Here is a 16,223-nt window from a genome sequence, read left to right on the forward strand (position 1 = left end):
ATTGCCGCCCAGGCCGAAGCAGCCTTGCGAACCGCCGTCGCCCGAAGTATTGCTGCCGGCGCCGGCGCGCAGGTAGCCGTGGAAGCCTTCGGAGTCGGATGGGTACATGGGGTCGGCCATGGCGGAAGCGCTGGCGATGGCCAGGAGCAGGGCAGGTAAAGTTTTCAATGCAGTGCGATTCATGCGGTCTCCAGAAGAATGTTGGTGGTAGCGGTGGCGCCCCGGAAGGCCGGTCACCGCACACGGTCTAATGCCGAAAACCAAGTCTAGCAGCGCTTTTTTAACCACCCTGATACAAATCGAACAAGTACCGATACTTTCTTTCAAAGTGTTGTTTTTACTCAATATCGATACTCTGGTGCATGGAGCGGGTGCAAAAGAGTATCGAATTGCGGTTTTGGAGTATCAGAAAGTATCAAAGTCCGGTGCTACATTGTGGTCGTGGTGCTAAGTACCTGAGCATTGCCAACGACAAAAAACACTGGAGACACACAATGAAACGTTCCGCCATTGCCGCGCTGTGCGCCGGCGCGCTCTGCCTCAGCTCGTCCGCTTTTGCCGCAACCGACCTCGTCATCGCCACCGTCAACAACGGCCACATGATCGAAATGCAAAAGCTCAGCAAGTTCTTCGAGCAAGCCAATCCCGACATCAAGCTCAAGTGGGTGACCCTGGAAGAGGGCGTCTTGCGCCAGCGCATGACCACCGATATCGCCACCAAGGGCGGCCAGTTCGACGTGATGACCATCGGCCTGTATGAAACGCCCATCTGGGGCAAGAAAAACTGGCTGATTCCCATCAAGCCGGATGCCAAGTACGATATCGACGATCTGCTGCCCGCCATCCGCGAAGGACTGTCCGGCGACGGCAAGCTGTACGCGTCGCCGTTCTATGGCGAAAGCTCGATGATCATGTACCGCAGCGACCTGGTCAAAAAGGCGGGCGTGATGATCGAAGACCGCCCCAGCTGGAACCAGTTGCGCGACGTGGCGGCCAAGCTGCACGATCCGGCCAACGGCGTGTACGGCATCTGCCTGCGCGGCAAGCCGGGCTGGGGCGACAACATGGCGCTGATCACCACCATGGCCAATTCCTACGGCGGCCAGCTGTTCGACATGCAATGGAAGCCGCAATTTACCAGCAAGCCGTGGAAGGATGCGGTCACCATGTACGTCGACCTGATGAAGAAATACGGCCCGCCGGGCGCGGCGGCCAACAGCTTCAATGAAAACCTGGCACTGTTCAACCAAGGCAAGTGCGGCATCTGGATCGACGCGACCATCGCCGCCTCCTTCATCACGGACCCGAAACAGAGCAAGGTGGCCGACAAGGTGGCGTTCGCCCAGTCGCCCATCGGCGTGACGGAGCGGGGCGCCAACTGGCTGTGGATCTGGTCGCTGGCCATCCCGTCGAGCTCGAAGCACCCGAACGAAGCGCAACGCTTCATCAACTGGGCCACCTCGCCCGATTACGTGAAACTGGTGGCCAAGGAAACGGGCTGGGCCAACGTGCCGACGGGCACGCGCAAGTCCACGTATGCGAGCCCCGAGTTCCAGAAAGTGGCGAAATTCGCCGCCGCCGAAGGCAAGGCCCTGGCCACCACGCGCGCCGTGCAAAGCACCTTGCCGCCATCGCCGTACGTGGGCGTGCAATTTGCGTCGATTCCCGAATTCCAGGTGATCGGCGTGGCCGCCGGCCAGCAGATGGCGGCCGCATTGCTGGGCAAGGTGACGGTGGAGCAGGCGCTGGAATTGTCGCAGCAGACGGCGGAACGTGAGATGCGCAAGGGTGGCTATTACAAGTAAGAGGATAGCCTGACCAAACCTACTGCGCGTCGCGCTTTGCGGCCGGCGATGCTCACCGTACTCCAGTACGGTTGCGCTTCTTGGGCACAAGGGGGCGCCGAGCCTCACTGCCGCTCGCTACGGTTTTGTCAGGCATCTTTGTTGTGCCGTTTGGTTTGTAAAACAGGTGACATGACTGGCCTTGCTATTGCAGAGATCAATCACTCACCTCACGTCTCAAGAGAACCCCTATGAAACGCATTATCCCCCGGACTTTGCTGACGCCGGCCGTGCTTGCCGTCTCCGTCATTTCCGTGATCCCGTTGCTGATCACCCTGTATTACGCGTTCGTGCGCTATTCCATGCTCGATCCGAGCGGCCATCCTTTCCATGGTCTGGCCAATTTCCACTTTTTCTTTACCGATGCCTCGTTCCTGCCGGCCTTGCAGAACACATTTACTTTGCTGTTTTCCGTCATGCTGATCACGGTGGTGCTGGGCACGGCGCTGGGGCTGCTGATCAATGAAGCATTCCCGGGGCGTGCCATCGTGCGCGTGCTGCTGATCTCGCCGTTTCTCGTCATGCCGGCCGTCAATGCCCTGATGTGGAAGAACATGCTGCTCAACCCGATCTATGGCCTGTTCGCGCAAATCAGCCTGTTCTTTGGCGCCGCGCCCGTCGACTGGCTGTCGGCCCACCCCCTGTTTTCCATCATCATGATGGTCTCGTGGCAATGGCTGCCGTTTGCCTGCCTGATCTTCATGACGGCCCTGCAATCGATGGACCGCGAACAGCTGGAAGCGGCGCGCATGGATGGCGCCACCTATCTGCAGCAGTTGCGCTACCTCTACATTCCCCACCTGGGCCGCGCCGTCTCGGTGGTGCTGATGATCGAGATGATCTTCCTGCTGTCGATTTTCGCGGAAATCTTTACCACCACGGGCGGCGGACCCGGCTTCGACACGACGACCATCACCTTCATGATCTATCAGCAGGCACTGCTGTCGTATGACGTGGGAGCGGCCTCGGCCGGCGCCCTGTTCGCCGTGCTCATCGCCAACATCGCCGCCTTCTTCCTGATGCGCGTCATCGGCAAGAATCTGTCGAAATAAGGAGACCTTGATGCATAGCAAATTCAATCTGTATGGCCGCACGGCCGCCGCCTGGCTGTGCGCGCTACTGCTGTTCTTTCCCATCTTCTGGCTGGGCCTGATGGCCTTCAAGACGGAAGGACAAGCCATTTCCACGCCGCCGTTGCTGTTCTTCACGCCGACCTTGGACAGCTTCCGCGAAGTGCTGGCGCGCGACAATTACTTCAGCTACGCGTGGAACTCGCTGTTTACCAGCGTGGTCTCCACCGCCATTGGCCTGCTGATCGCCATCCCGGCCGCGTATTCGATGGCTTTCTTTCCCACGGGCGGCACCATCGGTCTGCTGAAATTCATGCTCAGCTCGCGCTACATGCCCGGCGTGGGCGCGCTGATGCCCATCTATATCTGCTACCAGTATTTCGGCCTGCTCGATACGCGCATCGGCCTGACCATCATGTTCATGCTGATGAACCTGCCCATCATGATCTGGCTGCTGTACACCAGCATGAAGGAGCTGCCGCGCGAAATCCTCGAGGCCTCGCGCATGGATGGCGCCACCGTGTGGGATGAATTCCGCCACGTCGTGCTGCCCCTGTCCGTGGGCGGCATCGCTTCCACGGCGCTGGTCTGCATGGTGTGGTCGTGGAATGAATCGTTCTGGTCGCTGAACCTGAGCGCTTCCAATGCGGGCACGCTGGCCTGGCTCATCGCTTCGTATTCGAGCCCGGAAGGCCTGTTCTGGGCCAAATTGTCGGCCGCTTCGCTGATGGCCATCGCGCCGATCATGGCGCTGGGCTGGTTCTGTCAAAAACAACTGGTCCAGGGTATGACCTTCGGCGCTGTTAAGTAAACACTATTGGATGACATCATGGCTTACCTTCAACTGAGCAATATCGAGAAATTCTTTGGCGAGCACCGCGCCATCAAGGGCATCGACCTGGAGATCCGGCAGGGCGAGTTCGTTGTCTTCGTGGGGCCGTCCGGCTGCGGCAAATCCACTCTGCTGCGCCTGATCGCGGGCCTGGAACCGATCGATGGCGGCAAGCTGTCGCTGGACGGGCGCGACATCACGGCGCTGCCGTCATCGAAGCGCGACCTGGCGATGGTGTTCCAGTCGTATGCGCTGTATCCGCACATGACGGTGTTCCAGAACATGTCGTTCGCGCTGAAACTGGCCGGCGTCGATCCGGCCATCATCCGCGAAAAGGTCGACAAGGCGGCCGCCATCCTCGATCTGGGCAAATACCTGGAGCGCACGCCGAAGGAATTGTCGGGCGGCCAGCGCCAGCGGGTGGCCATCGGCCGCGCCATCGTGCGCGACCCGAAAGTGTTTTTGTTCGACGAGCCGCTGTCCAACCTCGACGCGGCCCTGCGCGTGCAGACGCGCATCGAGATCGCCAAGCTGCACCGCGAACTGGGCGCCACCACCATCTATGTCACGCACGACCAGGTCGAGGCGATGACCCTGGCCGACCGCGTGGTGGTGCTGCGCGACGGGCAGATCGAGCAGCATGGCTCGCCATTGGAACTGTATGACCGTCCCGCCAACCGCTTCGTCGCGCAATTCATCGGCACGCCCAGCATGAACGTGGTGCCGGCCGATGCGGCGCCGCAGCTGCTGGCGCAGGCGGGCAGCGCGGCGCAGGCGGACGGTTTTGTCGGCATCCGCCCCGAGCACGTGCACCTGGGCGCGGCGCAGCCGGGCAGCGTACCCGTCACCGTCGACCTGGTGGAATCGCTGGGCGTGGAAACCCTGACCTATGTGCGTTTGCCGAACAATGTGCAGGTGGTGTCGCGCGGCGCGGAACGCAGCAGCCTGCAGCCGGGCCAGCAGACGCATTTGACGTTCGAACCGGGCTTCGTCCATTATTTCGACCGCGCCGGCAAGACCTACGCGGCGGCGAAAGGAGCGCTGTAATGGATGCGATCGCATTGAAGCAATCGAACCTGGCCAAGCTGCCGGCGAACGTGGCCGTGCCCGCGTATGCGCGCGAGGCGCTCGTGCCCGGCATCGTGCACATCGGCGTGGGCGGTTTTTTCCGTGCCCACCAGGCCGTGTATCTCGACGATTTGCTGGCCTTGCCCGGCAACGCAGAATGGGGATACTGCGGTGTGGGCTTGCTCGCGCATGACGCGGCCATGCGCGACGCCATGCGCGCGCAGGACGGTTTATATACGGTGGTCGAGCGCAGCGCGGCCGGCGACTCGGCGCGCATCATCGGCTGTATCGGCGACTACCTGTATGCGCCGGACGGCCCGCAAGCCGTGCTGGAAAAGCTGGCCGACCCCGGCACGCGCATCGTCGCGCTGACCATCACGGAGGGCGGCTATTACGTCAACCAGGGCACGGGCGAATTCGATGCGCAACACCCCGACATCGTGCAGGAACTGGCGCACCCGGAGGCGCCGCGCTGCTCGTTCGGCTACCTGGCCACGGCGCTGGCTCTGCGCCGCCAGCGGGGACTGGCGCCATTTACCATCATGTCCTGCGATAACCTGCAAAACAATGGCGATGTGACGCGCAAGATGCTGCTGGCCTTTGTCGCCTTGCGCGACGCAGAACTGGCGCGCTGGCTGGCCACGCATGGCAGCTTCCCCAACAGCATGGTCGACCGCATCACGCCGGCTACCACGGATGAACACCGGGAGCTCGTGCGCGACAGCTTCGGCATCGTCGACGCCTGGCCCGTCGTGTGCGAGCCGTTCCGCCAGTGGGTCATCGAAGACGAATTCCCGCAGGGCCGGCCGGCCTGGGAAAAGGTGGGTGCGCAGATGACGCACGACGTGCTGCCGTATGAAAAGATGAAGCTGCGCTTGTTGAATGCCAGCCACCAGGCCTTGTGCTACATCGGCATGCAGCTCGGCTACACGTTTGCGCATGAAGCGATGGAGGATGCGGGCATCCGCGCGCTCGTGCGGCGCATGATGGATGACGAGGTCACGCCTTTGCTCGATAGCGTGGAAGGCATCGATCTGGAACGGTACAAGGCTACCCTGATCGAACGCTTTTCGAATCCGGCCGTGCGCGACCAGCTGGCGCGCATCGGCACGGAAGGCTCGGCGCGCATCCCGAAATTCGTGCTGCCGTCCGTGCGCGAAGCGCTGGCCCGGGGCGGCGCCATCAAGCTGCTGGCGTTTACCGTGGCGTGCTGGTTCCGCTACCTGGAAGGCCACGACGAGCAGGGGCGCGAAATGCCACTGAACGATCCGTACGCGGTGCGCCTGCGCGCGCTGGCGCTGCAGGGCGGGGCGGACGCCGCAGCGCTGCTGTCCTTGCGCGAGCTGTTTGGCGAATTGAGCGACGCAGAGGCGTTCACGCAGACGGTGGGGCAGTCGCTGGCCAGCCTGTATGGACTGGGCGCGCGCGCGGCGCTGGAACAGATCGTCGCCTGACGGGGAGGGCGCGCCATGCCACGCAAGGCCGATGCCTCGTTGCCGCAGATGGAACTGGAACAGCAGCGCGACGCCACGCCCGGCTTCGAGCCGAAAGGCAGTTTCGGCTTCATCCGCTACCTCGAGCACGGCTTTCCGAATGCGCTGGTGCGCTGGCACTATCACGACGAGTACGAACTGCACCTGATCGTCGAGAGCAGCGGCAAGGTCTTTGTCGGTGATTACATCGGCCAGTTCACGCCCGGCCACCTGGTGCTGACGGGGCCCCGCGTGCCGCACAACTGGGTCTCGCTCGACACGCCGGCCGAGGGCGTGGCCCTGCGCGACATGGTGATCCAGTTCGGCCATGCGCCGCTGGCGTCGATGGCGGCCGCCATTCCCGAATTGAAGGGGATCTTCCCGCTGCTGCAGCGCGCCCTGCATGGCGTGGAATTCTTTGGCGTCAGCGAACAGTCGCTGCGGCGCTTCCGGCGCATCCGCGACACGAGCGGCCTGCCGCGCTTCATCGAATTTCTCACCCTGCTGGGCGAGCTGGCGCAGACCAGCGATTACCAGCTGCTGTCGACGGTGCCCATGCAGTCGAGCGACGACGACGTGGCGCTGGCGCGCATCAGTTCGGCCATCAACTTCATCGTGCACAATTACAGCAGCCAGTTCTCGCTGAAACAGCTGGCCGAGCAGGTGGACATGCCCGAGCGGACGTTTTCGCGCTTCTTTCGCAGCGCCACGGGCAACAGCTTCACGGATTTCGTCAACCGCCTGCGCATCAACAAGGCGTGCCAGCTGCTGATGGAGACGGAGCGCTATGTCAGCAACATCTGCTACGAGGCGGGTTTTAATAATGTGGCCAATTTCAACCGGCGCTTCCTGGAATTGAAGGGCATGACGCCGAAGGAATTTCGCCAGCAGGCGCTGGGCCGTTTTGGCGAGTGAAGCTTTTTGAGGTACATTCGATGGCACGGGCGGGGACAGCCTGAGAGAGACAAGCATGGAACACCTATGGCACAAGGACAGCGAGCGCAAGGCGCCCGAACTGGAACGCGAAAGCTACGACGGCATCATCAATTACCTGGAACATGGTTATCCCAGCTCGCGCGTGCGCTGGCACTGCCACGAAGAGTATGAGCTGCACCTGATCGTCGCCACCAGCGGGCGCTTGTTCGTGGGCGACTATATCGGCGAATTCTCGCCCGGCCACCTGGTGCTGACGGGCCCGCGCCTGCCGCACAACTGGATTTCCAATGTGATGCCGGACGGCGGCGTGGCCCTGCGCGACATGATCGTGCAGTTCGCCCATGCGCCACTGGCGGGCGCCGCGCGCGTGATTCCCGAATTGCGCGAGCTGCTGCCGCTGCTCGAGCGCTCCAGCTATGGCGTGGAATTTTTCGACATGGGCAGCGAGGCCGAACAGCACCTGGCGCGCATCCGCGCCACGCATGGGGCCGAGCGCTTCGCCGAATTCGTGCAATTAATGAGCAAGCTGGCGCGCACGGCCAACTACCGTCTGCTGTCGAGCGCTTCCCTGCGTTCCTACGACGATGACGCTACCCTGGCCAAGGTCAATTCCGTCCTCAACTACATCACGGACAATTACCGCGAGCCGATTTCGGCGGAAATGCTGGCCGAGCAGGTGGGCATGTCGCTGAGTAAATTCTCGCGCTTCTTCCGCAAGGCGACGGGCAACAGCTTTACCGATTTCGTCAGCCGGCTGCGCATCAACAAGGCTTGCCAGCTACTGATGGACACCGACCAATACGTGTCGAACGTCTGCTACGACGTGGGTTTCCAGAACGTGGCCAACTTCAACCGCCGCTTCCTGCAGGTGAAGGGCGTCACGCCGAAGGAATTCCGGCGCCAGGCCGATGGCCGCTTCGGCGGCATCGGCGGACCTGTTGCGGATACGCCACTGGCGTGACGGCTGTCATGGGCTTGTCACTTTGCCCAGTTACTCTCCACGGCTTCAACCCATCTTAGCCGAGGAATGCATGAACACTGCTGTAACGTCGACCCCGAAACTGACCCTGCTGGCCATCGCCGCCGGCCTGGCCCTGGCCGCTTGCGGCGGCAGCGATAATCCGCCGGCGGAGCCCTCCAAGCCCGTGGCGCAGACGGGTGTGTTCCTCGACGGCGCGGTGGAAGGACTCGATTACGTGGCCGGCAGCGCGGCCAAGGCCAGCACCAATGCCAAGGGCGAATTCATTTGCAACCCGGGCGAGACGGTAGCCTTCAGCGTGGGCGGCCTGGCCCTCGGTTCGGCCCCATGCGGCGCCGTCGTCACGCCGCTGGCGCTGGCCGCCAGCACGAACGTGGCGGACGACAAGGTCGTCAACCGCCTGCTGGCGCTGCAACTGCTCGACGACGACAGCGATCCGTCGAACGGCATCAAGCTGACGGCCGAAGTGAAGGCAGCGCTGGCCGGCAAGACACTGGACTTTGCCACCGCCCCGGCCGTCTTCAACACGGCCCTGGCCGCGCACCTGGCGTCGGTAGGCGGAAAATTTGCCGGCCGCACGGTCGATGCCGAGCGCCGCGCCCTCGTGCGCGAGCATTTCGAGGACACCCTCGCCTCGAAGGCGGGCGCGCCCGTCAACGAAGCGCTGACGCAAGCCAATCCGGTGGGCGAAGTGAAAGTGACCGTGACGCGCTACCAGATCCAGGCGGCCGATAAATTCTACGTGCCGTACGAAGGCGCCAACGCCAAGATCAAGGGCGAATTCCCGAACGGCTTCCTGCCGTCGTACGGTTCCGGCCTGGCCTACAAGGGCAAGAACGCGGCTGGCGACCTGGAATTCTATGGCTTGACGGACCGCGGCCCGAACGGCGACGGCCCGCTGGTCCCCGATCCATCGGGCAAGGGCACCATCGGCAGCAAGATCTTCCCGTCGCCCAGCTTTACCCCGTCGTTTGGCGTCATCACGGTGGGCAAGAACGGCGCCGTGCTGGGTTCGTCGACGCCGATCAAGGTGTCCGCCGCCGTCAACAGCTCGGGCTTGCCCGTGCCCGTGGGCGCCGTCGGCAATTCGGCCGAGATTCCCGTCATGGATGCGATGAAGTTCGACGCGACCGGCAAGGCCGTCTTCAATGCGGGCGGTCTCGATTCGGAAGCCATCGTCGTCGATGCCAAGCGCAATGCGCTGTGGGTGTCCGACGAATACGGCCCTTTCATCGTCAAGATCGATGCGGCCACCGGTATCATCCAGGCCAAGTACGAGCCGGGCAAGGGCTTGCCGGCGCTGTTCGCCAAGCGCCGCGCGAACCGCGGCATGGAAGGCATGACCTTAGACACGAGCAACGACAAGCTGTACGCCTTCCTGCAAAGCCCTCTGTCCGACGGCACGGCACCATATTCTGTGACGAAGAAGAATGAACAGGTCGAGCGCTTCGCCCGCTTCACGCGCTGGATCGAATTCGACCCGACGACGGGCACCAGCGGCAAGATGTATGCGTATCCGCTGAATGCGGCCGACTACCAGGATGGCCGCACGGGCAACGCCAAGCTGGGCGACATGGTGGCGCTGGGCGGCGGCAAGTTCCTCGTCATCGAGCAGGGCGCCGCGCCGTCGGGCAAGGTCTTCAACAAGCTGATGCTGGTCGAATTGAAGGGCGCCACGGACATTGCGGCCGCCGCCTTCAATGCGACGACCTCGGACCTGGAAAAGAGCAGCATGGGCGGCGCGGCCGTCAATGGCGCCGACTGGGCCGCTGTCACGCCGCTGAAGAAAACCCTGCTGCTGGACTTGAACGCCATCGGCTGGGCGGCGGAAAAGGCCGAAGGCCTGACCCTGATCGACGACTCCACCATCGCGCTGGCCAATGACAATGACTTCGGCCTGAAAACCAAGGTCTTCGACGCGAATGGCGTGGAAGTGGCGGACGCCGACGTGACCAAGTGCACGGTCGACGCCAACGGCGCCATCGTCACGAGCAGCGCGACCGGCTGCACCGCAGGCAATACCATCCGCGTGGCGCGCGGCGACGACCGCGAGCGCCCAAGCCGCTTGTGGATCGTGAAGTTCGCCAAGGCGCTCAATACGTACTGATGCCGTTTGACGGATGAAAAAAAGCCGTGCTGGATTCAGCACGGCTTTTTTAATTTATGAAAATCACATCGCCTCAACACCTGACAAAACCGTAGCGAGCGGCAGCGATTTGTGGTCGAGAAGCGCAGCCGTACTTTAGTACGGCGAGCATCGCCGACCGCAAAGCGCGACGCGCAGTAGGTTTGGTCAGGTGTTATTTAGTATAGGTATTGAGCCAGTCCAGCACCGTGTGATGCCACAGCAGCGAATTGGCCGGCTTCAGCACCCAGTGGTTTTCGTCCGGGAAGACCAGCAGCTTGCTCGGGATGCCACGGCGCTGCAGCGCGGTGAAGGTACCCAGGCCTTGCGCGGTGGGGATACGGAAGTCCAGGTCGCCCTGGACCACCAGCATCGGCGTCTTCCAGTTCTTCACGAAGTTGACGGGGTTGAACTGCTCGTACTTGGCTGGCGCATCGTAATAGGTGCCGCCGTTTTCCCACTCGGTGAACCACAGTTCTTCCGTCGCGTACGCCATGCCGCGGTTGTCGAACACGCCGTCGTGGTTGACCAGGCACTTGAAGCCGTCCGGCCAGTTACCGGCGATCCAGTTCATCATGTAGCCGCCGTACGACGCGCCCAGCGCGCAACTGCGCTCGCGGTCCAGCCATGGGAATTTTTTGGTGGCCGCTTCCAGGCCCTTCTGCAGGTCGATCAGCGGCTTGCCGCCCCAGTCGCCGCTGATGGCATCCGTGAACTTCTGGCCATAGCCGGTGGAACCGTGGAAGTCGATGAAGACGGTGGCGTAGCCGGCGCCCGCATACACTTGCGGATTCCAGCGGTAGCTCCAGCTGTTGCCGAAACTGCCCTGCGGGCCGCCGTGCACCAAAAAGGCGATCGGGTACTTTTCGCCGGCCTTGGCATTCCATGGCTTCATGACGTGGCCGTAGACGGTTTCGCCATCCGCGCCCGCGAACGAGAACTGCTCATATTCGCCAAAGCGCACGTTGGCCAGCGCTGCCGCATTCTGCCTGGTCAGCTGCACCATCGGTGCGGTTTCCGACTTCGCGTCGAGCTTGCGCGTGTACAGCTGCGCGCCCGAGGCCAGGTTCGCTTGCGCCAGCACGATGGTATTGCCGCGCACGTCGAAGTCGCCCACGGCGCCCTTGCCCGTCAGCGCGTTGACCTTGCCGCTGGCCGCGTCAATGTGGAACAAACGGTGCTGGCCCACGTCATCGGCGGCGACGAGGAAGGCCTTGCCGTCCGGCGTCCAGCGGAAATCGGCCACGGAACGGTCCCAGTCGTCGGCCAGGGTGCGCTTCTTGCCTGTGGCGACATCCATCAGCACCAAATGAAAACGGTCCGCTTCGAAGCCAGGCTTGGTCATGGCGACATACGCGAGGGTGCGGCCATCGGGCGAGTAGGTGGCTTTCGCATCCCAGGCCGGATTGTCGGCCGTGAGGTTGCGCGGCGCCTGGCCGCCGGTGGCGGGTATCGTGTAGACGTCGAAGTTGGTCGACCACGCTTCCGTGCGGCCGGCCACGCGCACGGAGAAGGCCACCGTCTTGCCGTCCGGGCTGAAGTGGTATTCGCCGTTGTCGCCGAATGGTTTTGATGGCGCGTCGCCATCGAGGGTGCCGCTCAGGCTCACGGGTGCGGCGCTGACCTTGCCGGTCGCGTCGATCGGTGCCGAATACAGCGCATTGCGGCGGCCGTCGGCCCAGGTATCCCAGTGGCGCACGAACATCTGGTCGTAGACCATGCCGCTGGCCTTGTTTTTCGCTTTTTCATCGAGGCGCTTCCTGGTGCAGGCGATATCGGCGCAATCGAGGAAGACGCCCATGCTGAAGGCCAGGCGGTCGCCTTGCGGCGACAGGCGGTAGGTATCGACGTCCAGCGCCAGGTCGGTGACCTTGGCCGCTTCGCCGCCGTTCAGGGGCAGCTGCCACACTTGCGAGGAACCGGAACGGCCGGACAGGAAGTAGATGGCGTCGCCGTTCGGCGACCATTGCGGGTCGCTGGCGCTGGCGTCGCCGCGCGTGAGCTGGCGCGGCGCGGCGTTCGGCGCGCGCAGGTCGATCATCCACAGCTGCGTGTTGCCGCGGTTTTTCTCCAGGTTGATGGTGCGCACCGTGTAGACGACGCGCGTGGCGTCCGGCGACAGCACGGGGCTGCCCACCCGTTCCATGGCGACCATGTCTTCCACGGTGAAACCGCGTGGCGCAGCCAGCGCCGGTTCCGCAGCAGCGGCGGTGGTGGCCATGGCGGCACTGAATGCTCCCAAGAGCAGCAGACGTAAACTCATTCAAACTCCCAATTCTTATGACGACGTTATCGATATGGTATTGACGTGGCCGGCTGTACCGCCGGCAGCCCGACATCATAGCAATAAAGACGCGCCCGCTGCGGGAGTTGACCGCCGGTTAGCCGGCCGGCACCGCCAGTTGGTCGAGCGCCACGTGGCCCAGGAAACCGCCCCGGCTGACGGCCGGCAAGCCCGCCTCGATGGCGTGGGCAAAGCGGATGCCGGGGTCCTGTTCCAGCGCCGCCAGCACGCGCGCCACGTGCGGATAGTCGCTTAAGCGTGCCAGCTGCAGCGGTTCGGCCCAGCGTGCCGTGGCGGCCAGGTAGGCGTCGGCAATCGTCGGCGCGGCATCGGAAGCGAGCCAGGCGCGGCCATCGAGCAGGCGCTCCAGATGCGCCAGGCTTTTATTCACCTTCTCGACGGCCATTTCGCGCCAGACGGCCGCGCGCGCATCGTTTTCTGCCGCGCGGCTGGCCTGGAAGGCGGGCATGAAGGCGGCGTGGAAGGTCGTGTGCAGAAACGACAGCACGCTGTTCAGGCGGTCGCAGGCGGGCGTTCCCTGCGCAAAGCCCAGGCCGCTGGCCGGTGCGCGGGCGGCCAGGTGCAGCAGGATCGCCATGCTTTCCAGCAGCGGCGCGCCCGTATGCGTGAGCAGGGCCGGCGTCTGGCCCAGGGGATTGATGGCGAGAAAGGCCGGATGCTGCTTGCTGGCCGGGTCGCGCGCTTCGACGCGAGCCAGGCGATACGGCAAGCCGCTCCATTCGAGGGCGGTGATGGCGGCAAACGAGCAGCCGAATGGCACGCTGTAGATCAGGGTGGTTTCCATGCTGGAATTCCTTTGAGCTGAGGGAAGGGCAGTCTAGCCGTTGTGGTTACTATTTGGAAGAAGGCAGAATAATGTGGTATGGGTATATTTTTTATACCAGATAGGGATCGCCATGAAGGACAATGTCTCCGGCTGCGCCGTGGAAGAAGCCATGCGTTTGCTGGGCGGGCGCTGGAGAGCGGTGCTGCTCAGCTATCTGATGGCGGGGCCGAAGCGCTTCAGCGAAATCCGCCGCGCCGTGCCGAATATCTCGCAGCGCATGCTGACCCTGGACTTGCGCGCGCTGGAAGAGGCGGGCTTGCTGACGCGCACGATCTATGCGGAAGTGCCCGTCAAGGTGGAATACCAGCTGACGGACGAGGGCTTGCGCTTGCGCGAGCTGGTCGAGATGCTGCGCGCCATCGGCCTGCGCCTGCGCGGACAGGCGGACGGGGGCGGTGCCTTTCTCGCGCCCGATGCCGTGGATAGTTCTCTATAGAAACAGCTGTTTTTTATGCAAAGTGCTAGACTGCGGGCCTTTGACCACTACTTTTGACACCCATGCGCCTGACTACTCTCGCCCTGACCGCCGCCGCCCTGTTCGCCGCCTTGCCGGCCCAGGCCGCTACCATGCCCACGCTCGAACACATCCAGGCCGCCGTGCAGGCGGGCGTGGCCAAGTCCCAGGCGAAGATGCAATCGAGCATCCCGATTCCAGTGAAGGCCACCAGTCTGCAGGGTTGCCAGGAGTCGCAGGAAGTGCCGGGCGAGGTGGTGTGCCTGGTCGGCATGCGCGCCGGCATGCGCGACGGCTTTATGGTCTTGCCGCTACGTAACGATAACGGCACCTGGGTCGGCGTCGAGCGCAAGGACGCCAAGTTTGCGGGACCGTCGCCGGCTGAGGCGCAAGCGATGATACGCGCCTGGGCCAAGGAAGAAGTGGCGCGCAATCCGGAGGCGGCCAAGGACGTGCAGATGCAGGAAGCGCAAAGCACCATGCAGGTCAAGGCCGTCAACGAATGCGACGTCAAGCGCAAGACGGGCTACCTCGTGTGCGACACGGAATTGAGCGTGCCGAGCCGCCCTGAAGGCATCAAGACGGAACTGACCTTCATGCTGGAAAACGCCGGCTGGCGCTACGTGCCGCGCTAAGCTGCGGCCGCCACGCCGCTCGCGCAGCAGCCAGACATTCCTGTCCCCATAGCGCCAGCCCCAGTTCGGGGCGCCTGGCGCTGGTGTATTCCTTCCTGCACACCATGCCCGTGCGGCGGCCCATGCGGCCGCCGAGAGGCATATCGCATCCCTCATCGGTACAAGACATTCAGTCAAGCACATCCAATATGGATGAATCGGTATATTTGTTGATTTAATATTCCACGACAATGGAAATGATAGAATTGGTTATTATTTTTATTTTTGCGGTGATTTTGCCATATAAAACAATATATTCGTTTTAATCGTTATTTCGGCGTATGATATTGATAATGCGCAAGTAAATGCTGCGATCTGAATGCCTGGAGAACCGCCGTGCTGAAAAAAATAACGAGTAGCGAACTGATGTTGGGAATGTTTGTGGAACGCCTGGGCCGTTCCTGGCTCGATACCCCTTTCTGGACGCGTTCTTTCTTGCTGGAGTCGCCGGCTGACCTGGAGCGCATCCGCTCGGCACGCCCGTGCGAAGTGTGGATCGACACGACGCGCGGGCAGGCGCCGCAAGTAGCGCCGCCCGCCGCGCCGCCTGCTCCCGCGGTACCGCCTGCCGCCGCAGCCGCGCCCGCAGGCAAAACCGGCGCCGGCGCCGATGCGGGCCCACCCCGTTCGCGCGACGAGGAGCTGGCGCGCGCCTGGCGCCAGATCGGGCGCTCGCGCCAGGCTGTGCAGACGATGTTCGACGAGGTGCGCATGGGCAAGGCCTTGTCTGCGGCGCAAGCTTACGAGCTGGTCGACGATATCGCCGCCTCGGTGCAGCGCGGCGGCGACGTCCTGCTGGGCCTGGCGCGCCTGAAAACCGCCGACAATTACACGTATATGCATTCGGTGGCCGTGTGCGCGCTGATGACGGCCCTGGCCAAAGAGCTGGGCCTGGCGCCCGAGCAGGTGCGCTCGGCCGGCCTGGCGGGCTTGCTGCACGATATCGGCAAGATGGCCGTGCCGTCCGCCATCCTCAACAAGCCGGGCAGCCTGAGCGAAGCGGAGTTTTCCTCCGTGCGCGCCCATCCGGCCGCCGGCCACCGCATGTTGCAGGAAGTGGGCGAGATCGATCCGGTGGCGCTCGACGTGTGCCTGCACCACCATGAAAAACTCGATGGCAGCGGCTACCCCATGGGGCTGCGCGGCGAGGAAATCAGCCTGTTTGCGCGCATGGGCGCCATCTGCGACGTGTACGACGCGATCACCTCGAACCGGCCGTACAAGCAGGGCTGGTGCCCGGCTGATTCGCTGCGCCGCATGGCAGGCTGGCGCGGCGGACACCTGGACGCGCAGCTGTTTGCCGCCTTCGTCAAATGCCTGGGCATCTATCCGCTGGGCACCCTGGTGCGGCTGCAGTCCGAGCGCCTGGCCGTGGTGGTGGGACAGGCGCCGGGCAAGCCGCTGACCCAGCCCAGCGTGCGCGTGTTTTTTTCCATCCGCTCTGGCACCTGCATCGTCCCGACTCTGCTCGACCTGGCCGCGCCGGGCTGCCAGGAGCGCATCGTTTCCACGGAAAGCGCAGCCCAGTGGCGCTTGCAGGACATCGACCGTTACTGGGCCGGCGAGCCTGCCGTGGCATGACGGCTGGCACGAGCGTAATAAAGTGCATTTTGTTAATAATAAAATATTAAAATAATG

Annotated in this window: 13 protein-coding genes and 1 pseudogene; 11 read left to right on the top strand and 3 right to left on the bottom strand. The window is 63.1% G+C overall.

What is annotated here, in order from left to right; genetic code table 11:
* A pseudogene (locus ACQ4WQ_RS18935) lies at positions 1 to 183 on the bottom strand (carbohydrate porin); the annotation flags it as partial.
* A 311-nt stretch (positions 184 to 494) separates the two neighbouring features.
* On the opposite strand from ACQ4WQ_RS18935, the gene ACQ4WQ_RS18940 reads away from it, so the two are divergent.
* The 8 genes from ACQ4WQ_RS18940 to ACQ4WQ_RS18975 all read left to right on the top strand — a co-directional run bounded on the left by ACQ4WQ_RS18940 (position 495) and on the right by ACQ4WQ_RS18975 (position 10,308).
* Positions 495 to 1,805: an ABC transporter substrate-binding protein gene (locus tag ACQ4WQ_RS18940; RefSeq protein WP_436499182.1), complete on the top strand. Its 1,311-nt coding sequence runs from the start codon at positions 495 to 497 to the stop codon at positions 1,803 to 1,805.
* 230 nt (positions 1,806 to 2,035) lie between these two features.
* Positions 2,036 to 2,896, top strand: a complete 861-nt coding sequence (locus ACQ4WQ_RS18945) for a carbohydrate ABC transporter permease (RefSeq protein ID WP_436499184.1) — start codon at positions 2,036 to 2,038, stop codon at positions 2,894 to 2,896.
* A gap of 10 nt (positions 2,897 to 2,906) precedes the next feature.
* Entirely contained in the window at positions 2,907 to 3,725 is an 819-nt protein-coding gene (locus tag ACQ4WQ_RS18950; protein WP_436499186.1) for a carbohydrate ABC transporter permease, read from the top strand.
* A gap of 18 nt (positions 3,726 to 3,743) precedes the next feature.
* Complete coding sequence (locus ACQ4WQ_RS18955) at positions 3,744 to 4,793, top strand: ABC transporter ATP-binding protein (RefSeq protein WP_099664782.1); 1,050 nt, start codon at positions 3,744 to 3,746, stop codon at positions 4,791 to 4,793.
* Positions 4,793 to 6,268 (top strand): mannitol dehydrogenase family protein, encoded by a 1,476-nt coding sequence (locus ACQ4WQ_RS18960; protein WP_436499188.1) that lies wholly within the window; start codon positions 4,793 to 4,795, stop codon positions 6,266 to 6,268. Before ACQ4WQ_RS18955 ends, ACQ4WQ_RS18960 begins: the two co-directional genes overlap by 1 nt.
* Before the next feature lie 15 nt (positions 6,269 to 6,283).
* Positions 6,284 to 7,201, top strand: coding sequence for an AraC family transcriptional regulator (locus tag ACQ4WQ_RS18965; RefSeq protein ID WP_326456366.1), 918 nt, complete (start codon positions 6,284 to 6,286; stop codon positions 7,199 to 7,201).
* 55 nt (positions 7,202 to 7,256) lie between these two features.
* Entirely contained in the window at positions 7,257 to 8,183 is a 927-nt protein-coding gene (locus tag ACQ4WQ_RS18970; protein ID WP_436499191.1) for a helix-turn-helix domain-containing protein, read from the top strand.
* A 70-nt stretch (positions 8,184 to 8,253) separates the two neighbouring features.
* On the top strand, positions 8,254 to 10,308 hold the full coding sequence (locus ACQ4WQ_RS18975) for an esterase-like activity of phytase family protein (protein ID WP_436499193.1): 2,055 nt from the start codon (positions 8,254 to 8,256) through the stop codon (positions 10,306 to 10,308).
* A gap of 193 nt (positions 10,309 to 10,501) precedes the next feature.
* On the opposite strand, the gene ACQ4WQ_RS18980 is transcribed toward ACQ4WQ_RS18975, so the two are convergent.
* Both ACQ4WQ_RS18980 and ACQ4WQ_RS18985 read right to left on the bottom strand, forming a co-directional pair.
* Positions 10,502 to 12,589 carry a S9 family peptidase gene (locus ACQ4WQ_RS18980; RefSeq protein ID WP_436499195.1) on the bottom strand — a complete coding sequence of 696 codons (2,088 nt, stop codon included), beginning with the start codon at positions 12,587 to 12,589 and terminating at the stop codon, positions 10,502 to 10,504.
* A 118-nt stretch (positions 12,590 to 12,707) separates the two neighbouring features.
* Positions 12,708 to 13,415, bottom strand: a complete 708-nt coding sequence (locus ACQ4WQ_RS18985) for a glutathione S-transferase family protein (protein WP_436499197.1) — start codon at positions 13,413 to 13,415, stop codon at positions 12,708 to 12,710.
* Between the two features lie 112 nt (positions 13,416 to 13,527).
* Between ACQ4WQ_RS18985 and ACQ4WQ_RS18990 the strand changes: the two genes are divergently transcribed.
* The 3 genes from ACQ4WQ_RS18990 (at position 13,528) to ACQ4WQ_RS19000 (ending at position 16,166) form a co-directional block, all read left to right on the top strand.
* Positions 13,528 to 13,893, top strand: a complete 366-nt coding sequence (locus tag ACQ4WQ_RS18990) for a winged helix-turn-helix transcriptional regulator (protein WP_070219853.1) — start codon at positions 13,528 to 13,530, stop codon at positions 13,891 to 13,893.
* Between the two features lie 62 nt (positions 13,894 to 13,955).
* Complete coding sequence (locus tag ACQ4WQ_RS18995) at positions 13,956 to 14,546, top strand: hypothetical protein (protein ID WP_436499199.1); 591 nt, start codon at positions 13,956 to 13,958, stop codon at positions 14,544 to 14,546.
* A gap of 375 nt (positions 14,547 to 14,921) precedes the next feature.
* Entirely contained in the window at positions 14,922 to 16,166 is a 1,245-nt protein-coding gene (locus tag ACQ4WQ_RS19000) for a cyclic di-GMP phosphodiesterase (protein ID WP_436499201.1), read from the top strand.
* The last annotated feature ends 57 nt before the right edge of the window (positions 16,167 to 16,223 follow it).

The organism is Janthinobacterium goodfellowi, assembly GCF_051380695.1.
GTDB lineage: Bacteria > Pseudomonadota > Gammaproteobacteria > Burkholderiales > Burkholderiaceae_D > Janthinobacterium.